Origin of the sequence: Delftia sp. JD2, assembly GCF_001682645.1 — a bacterium.
GTDB classification, from domain to species: Bacteria; Pseudomonadota; Gammaproteobacteria; order Burkholderiales; family Burkholderiaceae_C; genus Comamonas; species Comamonas acidovorans.
Genome location: NZ_LFJT01000098.1, coordinates 1 through 13,372, shown reverse-complemented (window position 1 = coordinate 13,372; position 13,372 = coordinate 1). Strand labels below are relative to the sequence as shown.

Genomic DNA, 13,372 nt, shown 5'->3' with positions numbered 1-13,372 from the left:
GGCGGGATGCGGGGTGGCAAGCCTGCCGAAGGACAGGCTTGCTTCGTCATCTGACTTGCCGCAGTTGTTTGAGCGGCGCGCGAAGCGCAAAGCGAGTTCTGCGGCACACCCCGCATCCCGCCCAACGCAGGTCGCCCGCAGCGAAGCGAAGGGTCGTGGGCAGTGCGGGGCGCGCTTCTTTGCCCACTTTCTTATCGCGCGATAAGAAAGTGGGTCGCCTGCCGGGGCGAGACCCGGCCTCTGCCGCAAAAGGCACAACAGAATCAAAAACAGGTCAACCAGAAATCAGCCAATCCGAGCAATCACAGCCCCCAACACCTGCGCCTTCCCCGCCTCAGCCACCAAAGCCACCACCCCACTGCGATGCGCAGTCACCTGCATCTCCATCTTCATGGCCTCCATGACGGCAATCACATCGCCCTCCTGAACGGTGTCGCCATCGGCCACCTTCCACGCATGCAGATTGCCTGCAATGGGTGAGGTGACGGCAGCGGGGTCCACGGCAGATTCGGCAGCGGGCGCGGCAGCCACACCGCCGCCAGCCGATGCCAGCCCCTGCAGCAGCACCGCAGGCAGGCCCAGCGACACCCGGCGCCCGTCGATCTCGACCGCGCAGCGCACCAGGCTGGCGTCGGGCAGCGGCTCGGCACGCACGGCGGCGGCCAGGGGTTCGGCGAAGTCCGATTCGATCCAGCGCGTGTGGACCTTGAAGCCGTCGTTGCCCACGAAGTCGGCATGGCCGATGACGGCGCGGTGGAAGGGCAGGACGGAGGACAGGCCTTCGATGCGGAACTCGGCCAGCGCGCGGCGAGCACGCGCCAGGGCCTGTTCGCGCGTGGCGCCGCTGACGATGAGCTTGGCCATCAGCGAGTCGAAGCTGCCGGGCACGACCGAGCCGGTCTGCACGCCCGTGTCCAGGCGCACGCCGGGGCCCGAGGGTGGGTCGAACCGCACCACGGGGCCGGGCGTGGGCAGGAAGCCGCGGCCCACGTCTTCGGCGTTGATGCGAAATTCGATGGAGTGGCCCAGCGGCGCCGGGGTTTCGGTGATGGACAGGGGCAGGCCGTCGGCCACGCGCAGCTGCTCGATCACCAGGTCCACGCCCGTGGTCTGCTCGGTCACGGGGTGCTCGACCTGCAGGCGCGTGTTGACTTCGAGGAAGGAGATGGCGCCGCTCTGGCTCAGGAGGAATTCCACCGTGCCCGCGCTGACGTAGCCGGCCGCCGCGCAGATATCGCGTGCGGAGCTGTGGATGCGGGCGCGCTGCTCGTCGCTGAGGAAGGGCGCCGGGGCCTCTTCCACCAGCTTCTGGTTGCGCCGCTGCAGCGAGCAGTCGCGCGTGCCCAGCACGACCACGTTGCCGTGGGTGTCGGCCAGCACCTGGGCCTCGATATGGCGGGGGCGGTCCAGGAATTGCTCGACAAAGCATTCGCCGCGGCCGAAGGCGGTGACGGCCTCGCGCACGGCCGAGTGAAAGAGCTCCTCCACCTCGTCCATGCGCCACGCGATCTTCATGCCGCGCCCGCCGCCGCCGAAGGCGGCCTTGATGATGATGGGCAGGCCGTGCTGCTGGGCAAAGGCCAGCACTTCGCCGGCATCCTTGACGGGGTCGGGCGTGCCGGCCACCAGGGGAGCGCCGACCTGCAGGGCGATCTTGCGCGCCTCGACCTTGTCGCCCAGCTTGGCGATGGTCTCGGGCGTGGGGCCGATCCAGCGCAGGCCCGCATCCAGCACGGCGCGCGCAAAGGCTTCGCTTTCGGACAGGAAGCCGTAGCCGGGGTGCACGGCGTCGGCGCCGCTCTTGTGCGCGATGGCGATGAGCTTGGCGATGTTCAGGTAGGTGTCGGCCGGGCGCTCGCCGTCCAGGCCATAGGCCTCGTCGGCCATGCGCACGTGCAGGGCGTCGATGTCGGCATCGGCGTAGACGGCCACGGATTTCACGCCGTAGTCGGCGCAGGCGCGGGCGATGCGGACGGCGATCTCGCCACGGTTGGCAATCAGGACTTTTTTCATGATCAGCTTCTTTCAGTTGCGGGCAGGCGCCACCGGGCGCCCCCCGCGTTCAGTTCTTGGAGCCTTGCGCGCCGGGGGTGTATTCCTCGAAGGCGCGGATGGGGTTGAAGCGGATCCAGGCGCCCACGGGAATCTGGCCGGCCAGATCGAGGTGGTGCGGCGCCACGCAGCCGATGACGGGGTAGCCGCCCGTCAGCGGATGGTCGGCCAGGAACAGCACGGGCTGGCCGCTGGGGGGCACCTGGATGGCGCCCAGCGGCGTGCCTTCGCTGGGCAGCTCGCCGGCCACGGCGCGCGCCAGGGGCTGCTCGCCCGCCACGCGCAGGCCCACGCGGTTGGACTGCGGCGTGACCTGCCAGCGCTGCGCGGCCAGCAGGGCCACGGCCTCGGGCGTGAACCAGTCGGTGCGCGGGCCCAGCTCCACGTCCAGCACCACGTCCTGCCCGGTGGTGGGCAGGGATTCGGGCGGCAGCTCGGGGGCGGCCACGGCCTTGCGGTCCGCAGGCCGAACGGGCAGGACCTGGCCCACGGCCAGGGCGGCAGGGCCGACATTCGCCAGGGTGTCGGTGCAGGCGCTGCCCAGCACGGGCGTGACGGCAAAGCCGCCGCGCACGGCCACATAGCAGCGCGCGCCGGCCACGGGCTGGCCCACGGTCAACTGGTCACCATCGGCCAGGGCCACGGCCTGGTAGCGCGGCACGCTCCAGCGCTGGCCGGACCCCGTGGTCACGGTCAGGGGCGCATCGGCGCCCGTGATGGCGACCACGGTCTCGCCCTGGCTTTGCAGCGACAGGCCACCGCCCACGGTCTCCAGCACGGCCAGGTCGCTGGCATTGCCGACCAGGCGGTTGGCGGCCTTGAAGGCTGCCTGGTCCATGGCGCCCGAGGCCGAGACGCCCTGCCCGGCCTGGCCCAGGCGGCCCCGGTCCTGGAACAGCGTCATGAGGCCCGTCGCCTTCACGCGCAGCGCGTTGCCTTCATGCGGCGCGGCCTGCGCCACGGCGGGCGCGGGCGCCTCATCCACCTGGGCCATGCCGGCCGCATCGACAAAGCGCACGCGGTAGCCGGGCTGCAGCAGCGCAGGCAGCTCGCGCGCCAGGTCCCACATGCGGGCCGAGGTGCGGCCTATCAGTTGCCAGCCGCCCGGGCTGGCCTGGGGATAGACGGCGCTGAACGTGCCGCCCAGCGCCACCGAGCCGGCCGGCACGCGCGTGCGCGGCGTGGTGCGGCGCGGCACGTTGAAGATCGGATCGCCCCCGCTGAGGTAGGCAAAGCCGGGCGCGAAGCCCGTGAAGGCCACGGCGTACTCGCTGCCCGTGTGGCGGCGCACGACTTCCTCGGGCGTGATGCCCAGCAGCTGCGCCACATCGGCCAGGTCCTCGCCGTCGTAGTGCACGGGAATCTCGACCAGCACATTGCTGCGCTCGGCCCGCTGGCCCAGGTCGCGCGCGGCAATGCGGCGCACCAGCTCGGCCACGCCCAGCCTGGCGGGAGCGAACTGCACGAGCACGGTGCGCGCGGCCGGCACCAGCTCCTGCACGCCATCGATGGGCTCGCGCTGCAGCGAGCCCAGCAGGGCCAGGGTTTCATCGAGATCGGCCAGCTCCACCATCAGGGCCTGCCGGTTGACGGGTAGAAAACGCATGGTGTGCCCTCAGCCCACGAAGGAGGAAATGCGCACGCCCTCCTGCTCGAAACGTTCGCGCAGGTGGCGTGCAATGGCCACGGCACCGGGGCTGTCGCCGTGCACGCAGATGGAGTCGGCGGCAATGCGCACCAGGCTGCCATCGACGGCCTCGACCACGCCGTCGCGCACCAGGGACAGCATGCGCGCGGCGATCTGGTCCACATCGTGCAGCACGGCGCCCGGATCGCGGCGCGAGACCAGGGTGCCCTCGGGCGTGTAGCCGCGGTCGGCAAAGGCCTCGGCCACCACGGTCAGGCCCGCATCGCGCGCCCAGTCGATCAGGGGCGAGCCGGCCAGCGCCACCAGCACCAGGCTGGGGTCGATGGCGCGCATGGCCGTGATCACGTCGGTGGCCTGGCGCCTGTCGTGGGCGATGGTGTTGTATAGCGCGCCGTGCGGCTTGACGTAGCGCACCTCGGTGCCGGCCACGCGGGCCAGGCCCTGCAGCGCACCGATCTGGTAGATGACGCCGGCCACCAGGTCGGCGCTGGCCACATCCATGTTGCGCCGGCCGAAGCCGACGAGGTCGGGATAGGACACATGGGCGCCCACCATGGCGCCGCGCTCGCGGGCGGCCTTAAGCGTCTCCAGGATGCCTGCCGGGTCGCCGGCATGGAATCCGCAGGCCACGTTGGCGCTGCTGACGATGTCGAGCATGGCGGCGTCGTCGCCCATGCGCCATCCGCCCAGGCTCTCGCCAAGATCACTGTTCAGGTCAATTTTCATCGTTCTCTCCTCGCCGGACTCGGTGCACAGGCTCTCAGTGCAGCTGGCCGGCGTTTTCCTTCAGATCCTGGGTCACGGTCAGGGCCGTGCGAATGGTCTCGCGCACGGCAGCCACCTGGTCGGCCAGGCACATGCTGGGCATGCCCGGCTTGCGCGCTGCCTGCTCGGGCAGGGCCGGCACGTGGATGAAGCCGCCACGCGCGCCCGGCGCCGCCTTGCCCTGGGCCAGCCAGTGCATGAGCGCGAAAAACACGTGGTTGCAGACAAAGGTGCCCGCCGTGTTGGACACGGAAGACGGAATGCCGCGCGCGCGCAGGTTGTGCACCACGGCCTTGATGGGCAGCGTGGAAAAGTACGCGGCGGGCGCGCCCGGGATCACCACCTGGTCCACGGGCTGGCGCGCCGCATGGTCTGGAATGCGGGCGTCGTCGATATTGATGGCCACGCGCTCGGGCGTGAACTCGCTGCGGCCGCCGGCCAGGCCCAGGCTGATGACCAGCACCGGCTGCAGTTGTGCCAGTGCCTCCTGCAGCTGGCGCAGCGACTCGCCGAACACGCAGCGCAGCTGCAGGCCGTGGACGGTGGCGCCGGCCACGGTCTCGCCATGCAGGGCACGCGCCACTTCCCACGAGGGATTGACAGGGTCCTGCTCGAACGGCTCGAAGCCGGTCACCAGGATGCGCGGGGAAGTGGAATCGGTCATGGCAACAGTCCGTCCTTTAACGGAACATCAGGAAGTACAGCAGGAAGACATTGGCGGTCAGCAGGGCCAGGGCCGTGGGCACCTGGGCTCGGATCACGGCATTCTTGTCGATCTCCAGCAGCGCGGCGGGCACCAGGTTGAAGTTGGCCGCCATGGGCGTCAGCAGGGTGCCGCAGTAGCCCGAGAGCATGCCGATGGCCGCCATCACGGCCGGGTCGCCATGGTAGACGCCGACCAGGATGGGCACGCCCACGCCGCCCGTCATCACCGGGAAGGCCGCGAAGCCATTGCCCATGACCACGGTGAACAGCGCCATGCCCAGCACGTAGACGGCCACGGCCACGAAGCGGATGTCCATGTTGATATAGGTGGTGGTCACATAGGCCACGGCCTTGCCCACGCCGGCGTCCGAGAACACCAGGCCCAGCATGCCCAGCATCTGGGGCAGGACCAGAGCCCAGCCCAGCGCATCGGTCAGGCGGCGCGATTCGCGCATGCCCTGGGCCGGCGTCTCGCGGGTCAGCCAGCAGGCCAGGCCCAGCGCCAGCACGCAGCCCACGCCCAGGCTCACCAGCGTGGTGGCCTTGGGGTCCAGCAGGGGCGTGCCGCCGAAGACCAGGTGCGAGGCGCTGAGCGTGCCCACCATGGTGATCAGCGGAATCGCCAGGGCCGGTGCGAACAGCTTGTTGCCCAGGCGCTTGGCGCTGGCCAGGTACTCGGCATCGCTGCGCGGCGCATGGCGGCCGCTGCCCACGCCGCCGAAGCCGGCGATCAGGGCCATGGCCACGGCGATCACGCCCACGACCACGGGCGGCAGTTCATTGCCCACCAGGAAGACGGCTGCATACAGCGCCCAGAACAGGCCGCTGGACCAGCGCTTGGGGTTGCTGGCATCGCGCAGCGTCATCACGGCCGTGACGGCCAGGACGAAGCCGACCAGGTAGTACAGGTGTTGGATGGTCAGCGTCATTTCAGGCTCCCTTGGCTTGGGTGGCGTTGGCGTTGGCTGCGTCGGCTTCGACACCGGCCTTGTACTGGGCCAGTTCGCGCTCCAGCATGCGGTCCAGGCGGCGCAGGCGCCAGGCATGGATCACGAAGGCGCAGATGGCCGTGGGAATGCCCCACAGCGCGACGTGGATGGGCTCGACCTCGATGCCGGCTTCCTTCAGGAAGGTGGTCATCAGCACGATGGCGCCGAAGGCCACGAAGATGTCCTCGCCGAAGAACAGGCCCACGTTGTCCGTGGCGGCCGAGTAGGCGCGCAGCTTGTCGCGCACCTTGGCGGGCAGGATGCCGAAGCGCGACTGGGTCGCACCTTCGGCCATGGGCGCCAGCAGCGGGCGCACCATCTGCGGATGCCCGCCCAGGCTGGTCAGGCCCACGGCGGCCGTCAGCTGGCGTGCGGCCAGGTAGACGATGAGCAGACGGCCTGCGGTGGCCGACTTGATGGAGCTGATCCAGTTCTGCGCGTGCTGGCGCAGGCCATGGCGCTCCAGCAGGCCGATCACGGCCAGCGGCAGCAGGATGATCAGCGGCAGGTTGCGCGTCTTGATGAAGCCCGTGCCAATGGTGGCCAGCACCTTGTCGACGGGGAAGCCCGCCGCCAGTGCCGTGCCGATGGCCGTGACGATCACGACCAGCATGGGATTGAAGCGCAGCACGAAGCCCGCAACGATGATGGCCACTCCGATAAGCGGCCAGAGATTGACGTCAGTCAGCATGTTGATTCCCCCTTCACACCCCGCGGTGCGGTGCGGCCGTCAAGCCACCCCGCAGGCCCAACCCGGTGGCGTGGAGTGCGCTGCCAACCTGGTTTTGTTCAACAAAACAAAGAATTTGTCTTACAGAAACGAATTGTGAATAAGACAATCAGCGCATGCTGATAGTACAAACCCGCATATCGTTGCCCAAGGATTGAGCACGCACGGGGTTTCCAAATGCCAAAAACTATCGGATATTGAACATCCATAGAAGGCATGAACACAACAATGCCCCTGCCCCGGTATCGCCTGTGACGAGGCCGCCTCCTACAATGGGCCGCCCTCCCGGCCTGCGGCGCACGCGTGGCAGTCGGCGTGAATGGCACCTTCCTGCTCCCATCCCTTTTGTCCGAGCTCTGAATCCATGCAACGCCGTCAACTTGTTTCCCTGCTTCCCCGTGCTGCAGCCATCGCAGCGGTTCCCGCGCTGGCGCCGGCCTTCGTGCGCAATGCCTTCGCCGATGAGGCAGGCCTGTCCGCCAAGACCATCACCATCGGCTGCTCGGCCGCCATGAGCGGCCCGCTGGCCGGGTTCGGCTCCGACATCAAGCTGGGCACGGAAGCGGCCATGGCGCAGATCAACGCACGTGGCGGCATCCAGGGCCGCACGCTGCAGCTGCAGATGGTTGACGACGGCTACGTGCCCCAGCGCTCGGCCGACAACGTGCGGCAGATGCTCTCCAAGGGCACGGCCTTTGCCCTGCTGTCCTGCGTGGGCACGCCCAACAACGCCGCCGTCATCCCGCTGATCGAGGAAGCCGGCGTTCCCTATGTGGCGCCGTTCACGGGCGCCTCGTCGCTGCGCAAGGGATCGCGCAACGTCTTCCATGTGCGCGCCAGCTACACCACCGAGGTCCGCCGCCTGGTCCAGCGCCTTGCGGGCATGGGGCTCAAGGGCATTGGCATCGTCTACCTGGACAACGCCTACGGCCGCGAAATGCTGGAGGACGCCACGCGCGCCCTGGAGGCCGAGAAGATGGCCCCCGCCGTGCAGGCGGCCATCGCCACCGATGGCAAGAATCTGGCCGATGTGTTGAACAAAGTGGACGCGGCCCACCCCTCGGCCGTGCTGCTGGCCACGGCTGGCACGGTGTCGGTCGATCTGGTGCGCGGCCTGCGCAAGAGCGCGCCCGGCGTGCTGCTCACCGGCCTGAGCGTGACCCTGCCCAACGACAGCCTCAAGCCGCTGGGCGAGGACGCCCGGGGCATTGCCCTGACCATGGTCGTTCCCGCGCCGCACCAGGCCAAGCTGCAGGTGGTGCGCGACTACCAGGCCGCCATGCGCGCCCACGGGCAGCAGGAGTTCTCGCTGGGCACGCTGGAAGCCTATGTGAACACACGCGTGCTGGCCGAGGGCCTGGAACGCGCAGGCCGCGACCCCAGCCAGGCCAAGCTGCGCTCGGCGCTGGCCGGCATCCGCAACTGGGACATGGGCGGCTTCGTCATCGACTACAGCGGCCAGACGCCCCATGTCGGCTCCAGCTTCATCGACCTGGGCGTGCTGGGCAATGCGGGGCGCTTCATCGGTTGATGAAGGCGGGTGGCTTGCGGGCCAGGCCGCTGGCGGATCGGCCCATCGTTTCTTCCTGTCGCTGCACCAAGGAGCCTTCGCCATGCCTGCCGAACGTCACCCACTTCCGCGCCCTGCCTTGCACCCCTCTTTTCATCCCGCTTCGCACCGGGGCCTGCAGCGCCGCCTGCTCATCCTGGCAGCGGCTGCCCTGCCCGGCCTTGCCCTGGCGCAGAAATGGCCTGCGCAGCCCGTGCGCATCGTCGTGCCCTACACGGCCGGAGGCGGCTCGGACAACATCGCCCGCGCGCTGGGCACGGAGCTGTCGCGCGAACTGGGCCAGCCCGTGGTCGTGGACAACAAGCCCGGCGCCTCGGCCATGCTGGGCGCCGAGCTGGTGGCACGCGCCGCGCCCGACGGCTACACGCTGCTCCTGGCTGACATGCCGCACACCATCACGCCCAGTCTCTACAAGACACCGTACGACGCGCTCAAGGACTTCACGCCCGTGGCCCTGATCGGCTCCTCGCCGCTGGTGCTGGCTGTCAACCCCAAGCTCAAGGCGCAGAGCGTGAAGGAATACATCGCGATGGCCAAGGCACGGCCCGGCCAGATCAACTTCGCCTCGGGCGGCACGGGTACGGCCACGCATCTGGCAGGCGAGCTGTTCAAGCAACAGACGGACACCTTCATCACCCACATTCCCTACAAGGGCTCGGGCCAGGCCGTCGCCGACGTGGTGGCCGGCCATACCGAGAGCATGTTCTCCTCGGCCCCCACCGTGATCCCCCATATCAAAAGCGGCGCGCTGCGCGCCCTGGCCACCACGGGTGCCCAGCGCTCGCCGGCCCTGCCCCAGGTGCCCACGATGGCCGAAAGCGGCGTGCGCGGCCTCACCGTGCTGCACTGGTTCGGCCTGCTGGCGCCTGCCCGGTTGCCCCCCGGCATACAGACCGCGCTGCACGATGCCGTGGCCCGCGCCATGGCCACGCCCGCGCTCCAGGCCAAGCTGCAGTCCCTGGGGCTGGAACTGACGCCCCGCACTCCAGCGGAGTTCGGCGCCCAGATGGAGACCGACGCCGCACGCTGGGCCCGCGTCATCAAGGAACGCAACATCAAGGCGGACTGAATGCCCTCCCTGCACCATCACCACGACGCCGTTGACCTGCGCAGCGACACCGTCACACGCCCCACGCCGCAGATGCTCGAAGCCATGGCCTGCGCCCCGCTGGGCGACGACGGCCTGGACGGCGACCCGACGGTGCGTGCGCTGGAAGAGACGGCGGCACAGCGCTTTGGCAAGGCCGCAGGCCTGTTCGTGGCCAGCGGCACCATGGGCAACCTCGTGGCCGTGTTCGCCCATGGCCGCATGCCCGGCGAGGTGCTGGCCGAGGCCGGCAGCCATCTGCTGAACGCCGAGCGCGCAGCCGCAGGCCTGACCGGCATGCACTACCGCAGCCTGCCCGGCGACGGCGGCCTGATCGCCCTGCCCGCGCTGGAAGCGGCGCTGGACACCTCGGCATCCGCGCGCTGCCCCAGCGCCCTCGTGGCCGTGGAGAACACCCACAACGCACGGGGCGGCAGCGTGGCGGCGCCCGAGTCGCTGGCGGCCCTGCATGCCCTGGCCGCCCGCCATGGCGTGCCCGTGCACACCGATGGCGCGCGCCTGTTCAATGCCGCCGTGGCACTGGGCCTGTCCTGCCGCGAGATCGCCGCGCACACGGATTCGGTCACCGTCTGCCTGTCCAAGGGCCTGTCGGCCCCGGTGGGCTCGGTGCTCATGGGCCCGGCCGACTTCATCGCGCGGGCGCGCGGCATACGGCGCATGCTGGGCGGCACCATGCGCCAGGCCGGCGTGATCGCGGCGGCGGGCCTGGTGGCGCTGGAGCACATGGTCGATCGCCTGGCCGAGGACCACGCACGTGCCCGCCGCCTGCACCAGGGCCTGCGCGCCATCCACCCCGCATGGTGCGCGGCCGAACTGCCGCAGACCAACATCGTGCAGGTGCGCGTGGGCACCAGCGCGGCCGATGCGCGCCTTTGGGAGGCACGCCTTGCCGAAGCCGGCGTGCTGGTGCGCACGGGCAGCGCAGGCCTGCTGCGCCTGGTCACGCACCGCCACATTGACGACAAGGCCGTGGACAGCACCCTGCAGGCCTTCACCCGGCTGCACCACGACAACTGAGCACCGCGCGAGGCCGGCAGGAGTGCCGGCCCTGGCTACACTGCCCATCGACCCTTGCATCCCCCATCACCATGACCCGCAGCACCGATATCCTCAACCTGACCGACCGCGTGACCGAGCAGCTGCGCAGCAAGCTCATCGATGGTGCCTGGGAGCCCGGGCAAAAGCTGTCGGAGGCCTCACTCAGCGAAAGCCTGCAGATCTCGCGCAACACGCTGCGCGAGGCCTTCCGGCTGCTGACCAAGGAGGGGCTGCTGGTGCACGAGCCCAACAAGGGCGTATCGGTGGCGGCGCCCAGCATCGCCTCCATCATCGACATCTACCGCGTGCGCCGCATGGTGGAGTGCCAGGCGCTGGCCCAGGCCTATCCCATGCACCCGGCTCGCAGCCTGATGCGCGAAGCCGTGGAGGCAGCGCAGCGCCACCGCGAGGCCCAGGACTGGTCGGGCGTGGGCACGGCCAACATGAGTTTCCACAAGGCCGTGGTGCAGCTGGCCGACAGCGAGCGCCTGGACACCATGTTCGAGCACCTGCTGGCCGAGCTGCGGCTGGCCTTCGGCCTGCTGCGCGACCCGCACTTCCTGCATGCCCCCTATGTGGACATGAATGCGCGCATCCTGCAGCAGTTCGAGGACGGCAAGCCGGCCGAGGCCGCTGCCGCGCTCAATGACTACCTGGTGCATTCGGAGCGGCTGATCCTGGCCGCCTACGCCCGCCGCCTGGCTGAGAAGGGCATCAAGGTGTGAAAACAATAGACACCCCCTGAGGCGCTTCGCGCCTTCCCCCTCTCTCGCTACGCGGGAGGGGGACGACACCCTCGGTGCGGGGCTGCCCTTCCTCGGTGTCCCCGGCTTTGGGCAGCGCCGGTTTCATTGGCGGTGTTCAGCGCACAACACTGGCTCGCATTCAACGCCGCGCGTCCAGGCTCCAGCGCGCCACGGGCGCCAGCATCAGTTGCACGAATCCCCCGGCGATCGCCAGGTTCTTCAGGAACTGCACCAGCTGGCCCTTGTCGCCGAACTGGTTGTGGAACATCAGCGCCGACATGACGCTGAACACGGCCATCACGGCCGCGGCCTCGCGGGTGCGCCAGCCCAGCAGCAGGGCCGTGGCCACGCCCAGCTCCACCACCAGCGCCATGGCATACGACAGCATGGGCAGCGGCAGGCCCGCCTTGGCGATATAGGCCATGGTGCCCTCCGGCCCCATCAGCTTGCCGATGCCGCTGTAGATGAACAGCAGGCTCAGCAGCACCCGGGCCAGCAGCGGTGCGAAGTCGGCCCAGGGCGATGCTGCGGCGTGGGCAGCGCGATGCGTGGCGGCGCGCGTCATCGCATCAGCCCGGGACACGGCCGGAACCCTGGCCTTCGGCCGCCTTCACCGAGCCGCCCAGGCGCTGCACTTCGGCCAGGTACTCGGGGCCGCTGCGCATGCGCTGGTACTGGGCCAGGCGCTGCTGGTAGTCGGCATCCCAGTGGTTCACGTCGGACTCGCGGTAGACGTTGAGGCCGGCGCGGTTCCACAGTGCCAGGTCGGCCTGCACTTCGGCGCGCGACAGCGCGGGGCCGGAGGCGACGGGCTCGGCGCCGAACCAGGTTTCTGCAGATACCGTGGCGGCCGGTGCGGCCGAGGCCATGCCCGACCACAAGGCGGAGGAAAGGGCGGCGGAAAGGGAAACGATGGCGAAGAGGGTCTTTGCGTGCTTCATGGCGAATCCTTTGTCAAATCCTGCAGCGCGTGATTGCGTTCTGCATGGCTGCAGTCTCGTCTTCGCCCGCCTGCGCGTCAGTGCCTAAACGCACAGCTTTGCGCAAACTCTCCGGCTCCCAGGCTCACGGCCACTGCAGGCCGGGCCGCGCCACATGCAGGGCCTGCAAGGGCTCGGAGCGCCCGCGCACCTGCACCTGCCGGACTTCTCCCAGGCCATCGGCCACGCCCGCGCGGCGCGCCACCTCCAGCGACAGCACCAGCCGCGCCTGGGCGCTCTTGGTGTATTCCTGCAGGCGGCTGGCCGTGTTGACCACCTCGCCCACGGCCGTGAAGGTGGTGGTGTGCTCGAAGCCCACGCGCCCCACGGCGGCGCGCCCCGCATGCAGGCCCATGCCGAAATCCACCGGCTGGCCGAACTGCGCCTCGAAGGTGTGGCTCCATTCCTGCATGCGCCGGTCGATGAGGGCGCTGGCCTGCACGGCCTGGCGGCAGGCCGTGTCCAGGTCGGTATCCAGGCCGAAGATGGCCATCACGCTGTCGCCGATGAACTGGTTGGCCATGCCGCCGCTGTCGTGCACTGCCTGGCCCACGCGCTCGAAATACTGGTCCAGCACCCAGGACAGGTCCACGGGCCATTGCCGCTCGGCCAGGCCCGACCAGCGGCGCAGGTCCACGAACAGGATGGCCACCGCGCGCACTTCGCGGACTTCGCGCTGCTCGTCACCCCGCCCGGCCTGGGCGGCTGCCGGCGAGCGGAACAGCGGCGCCACCTGCACATCGCCCGTGGGCCGCAACTGGCAGGCCAGCCGCACCTCCTGCGGCGCGCCCACGCGCTCCAGCGTGAGGCGCTCGTCCCGCCCCGGCGCAGGCAGGTGGGCCGCCGGGCCGGACACGCGCACCCGGCAGGTGGAGCAACGCGCCCTGCCGCCGCACAGCGACAAATGGGCAATGCCATGCTCGCGGCTGGCTTCGAGCACGCTCATGCCCTGGGCCACCTGCACGGTGCGGCCCGGATAGTGCAGCAGCACCTGGCGGGCGCCGCGCAGGCGCATGCGCCGCCACAGCCAGGGGCCGGCCA

13 protein-coding genes are annotated in these 13,372 nt (G+C 69.7%); 4 read left to right on the top strand and 9 right to left on the bottom strand.

The window, feature by feature from the left end; genetic code table 11:
* Positions 1 to 285: 285 nt before the first annotated feature.
* From ACM14_RS29180 to ACM14_RS29155, 6 genes are read right to left on the bottom strand one after another with little or no spacing between them, the layout of a single operon-like run.
* Positions 286 to 2,013 (bottom strand): biotin carboxylase N-terminal domain-containing protein, encoded by a 1,728-nt coding sequence (locus ACM14_RS29180; RefSeq protein ID WP_017405382.1) that lies wholly within the window; start codon positions 2,011 to 2,013, stop codon positions 286 to 288.
* Positions 2,014 to 2,062: 49 nt separating this feature from the next.
* Positions 2,063 to 3,658 (bottom strand): urea amidolyase family protein, encoded by a 1,596-nt coding sequence (locus tag ACM14_RS29175; RefSeq protein ID WP_043825616.1) that lies wholly within the window; start codon positions 3,656 to 3,658, stop codon positions 2,063 to 2,065.
* Positions 3,659 to 3,667: 9 nt separating this feature from the next.
* Entirely contained in the window at positions 3,668 to 4,426 is a 759-nt protein-coding gene (gene pxpA / locus ACM14_RS29170; protein ID WP_012207525.1) for a LamB/YcsF family protein, read from the bottom strand.
* 34 nt (positions 4,427 to 4,460) lie between these two features.
* Positions 4,461 to 5,129 carry a pyroglutamyl-peptidase I gene (pcp, locus tag ACM14_RS29165; protein ID WP_013800620.1) on the bottom strand — a complete coding sequence of 223 codons (669 nt, stop codon included), beginning with the start codon at positions 5,127 to 5,129 and terminating at the stop codon, positions 4,461 to 4,463.
* A gap of 16 nt (positions 5,130 to 5,145) precedes the next feature.
* Positions 5,146 to 6,099 (bottom strand): DUF979 domain-containing protein, encoded by a 954-nt coding sequence (locus ACM14_RS29160; RefSeq protein ID WP_043825613.1) that lies wholly within the window; start codon positions 6,097 to 6,099, stop codon positions 5,146 to 5,148.
* Between the two features lies 1 nt (position 6,100).
* Positions 6,101 to 6,850, bottom strand: a complete 750-nt coding sequence (locus ACM14_RS29155) for a DUF969 domain-containing protein (RefSeq protein WP_012207528.1) — start codon at positions 6,848 to 6,850, stop codon at positions 6,101 to 6,103.
* A gap of 403 nt (positions 6,851 to 7,253) precedes the next feature.
* Here ACM14_RS29155 and ACM14_RS29150 point away from each other — a divergent pair, with 403 nt between their 5' ends.
* The 4 genes from ACM14_RS29150 (at position 7,254) to ACM14_RS29135 (ending at position 11,330) form a co-directional block, all read left to right on the top strand.
* Entirely contained in the window at positions 7,254 to 8,420 is a 1,167-nt protein-coding gene (locus ACM14_RS29150) for an ABC transporter substrate-binding protein (protein WP_043825611.1), read from the top strand.
* An 82-nt stretch (positions 8,421 to 8,502) separates the two neighbouring features.
* Positions 8,503 to 9,528, top strand: coding sequence for a tripartite tricarboxylate transporter substrate binding protein (locus ACM14_RS29145; RefSeq protein ID WP_065348085.1), 1,026 nt, complete (start codon positions 8,503 to 8,505; stop codon positions 9,526 to 9,528).
* Positions 9,529 to 10,584 carry a low specificity L-threonine aldolase gene (locus ACM14_RS29140; protein WP_065348084.1) on the top strand — a complete coding sequence of 352 codons (1,056 nt, stop codon included), beginning with the start codon at positions 9,529 to 9,531 and terminating at the stop codon, positions 10,582 to 10,584.
* 71 nt (positions 10,585 to 10,655) lie between these two features.
* Entirely contained in the window at positions 10,656 to 11,330 is a 675-nt protein-coding gene (locus tag ACM14_RS29135) for a GntR family transcriptional regulator (protein ID WP_012207532.1), read from the top strand.
* A gap of 160 nt (positions 11,331 to 11,490) precedes the next feature.
* Here the strand turns inward: ACM14_RS29135 and ACM14_RS29130 are convergent, their stop codons facing one another.
* The 3 genes from ACM14_RS29130 to ACM14_RS29120 all read right to left on the bottom strand — a co-directional run.
* A complete protein-coding gene (locus tag ACM14_RS29130; RefSeq protein ID WP_227468487.1) occupies positions 11,491 to 11,934 on the bottom strand; it encodes a DoxX family protein in 444 nt (147 codons plus the stop codon).
* Positions 11,921 to 12,292, bottom strand: a complete 372-nt coding sequence (locus ACM14_RS29125) for a DUF4148 domain-containing protein (RefSeq protein ID WP_043825608.1) — start codon at positions 12,290 to 12,292, stop codon at positions 11,921 to 11,923. Before ACM14_RS29125 ends, ACM14_RS29130 begins: the two co-directional genes overlap by 14 nt.
* Positions 12,293 to 12,416: 124 nt before the next feature.
* A partial coding sequence (locus ACM14_RS29120) for an adenylate/guanylate cyclase domain-containing protein (protein WP_139093521.1) occupies positions 12,417 to 13,372 on the bottom strand: 956 nt, incomplete at its 5' end.

Excerpts from the sequence above, each read along its gene's own strand:
- ACM14_RS29180 (WP_017405382.1), bottom strand. The coding sequence starts at position 2,013 with ATGAAAAAAGTCCTGATTGCCAACCGTGGCGAGATCGCCGTCCGCATC.
- ACM14_RS29175 (WP_043825616.1), bottom strand. The coding sequence starts at position 3,658 with ATGCGTTTTCTACCCGTCAACCGGCAGGCCCTGATGGTGGAGCTGGCC.
- pxpA (WP_012207525.1), bottom strand. The coding sequence starts at position 4,426 with ATGAAAATTGACCTGAACAGTGATCTTGGCGAGAGCCTGGGCGGATGG.
- pcp (WP_013800620.1), bottom strand. The coding sequence starts at position 5,129 with ATGACCGATTCCACTTCCCCGCGCATCCTGGTGACCGGCTTCGAGCCG.
- ACM14_RS29160 (WP_043825613.1), bottom strand. The coding sequence starts at position 6,099 with ATGACGCTGACCATCCAACACCTGTACTACCTGGTCGGCTTCGTCCTG.
- ACM14_RS29155 (WP_012207528.1), bottom strand. The coding sequence starts at position 6,850 with ATGCTGACTGACGTCAATCTCTGGCCGCTTATCGGAGTGGCCATCATC.
- ACM14_RS29150 (WP_043825611.1), top strand. The coding sequence starts at position 7,254 with ATGCAACGCCGTCAACTTGTTTCCCTGCTTCCCCGTGCTGCAGCCATC.
- ACM14_RS29145 (WP_065348085.1), top strand. The coding sequence starts at position 8,503 with ATGCCTGCCGAACGTCACCCACTTCCGCGCCCTGCCTTGCACCCCTCT.
- ACM14_RS29140 (WP_065348084.1), top strand. The coding sequence starts at position 9,529 with ATGCCCTCCCTGCACCATCACCACGACGCCGTTGACCTGCGCAGCGAC.
- ACM14_RS29135 (WP_012207532.1), top strand. The coding sequence starts at position 10,656 with ATGACCCGCAGCACCGATATCCTCAACCTGACCGACCGCGTGACCGAG.
- ACM14_RS29125 (WP_043825608.1), bottom strand. The coding sequence starts at position 12,292 with ATGAAGCACGCAAAGACCCTCTTCGCCATCGTTTCCCTTTCCGCCGCC.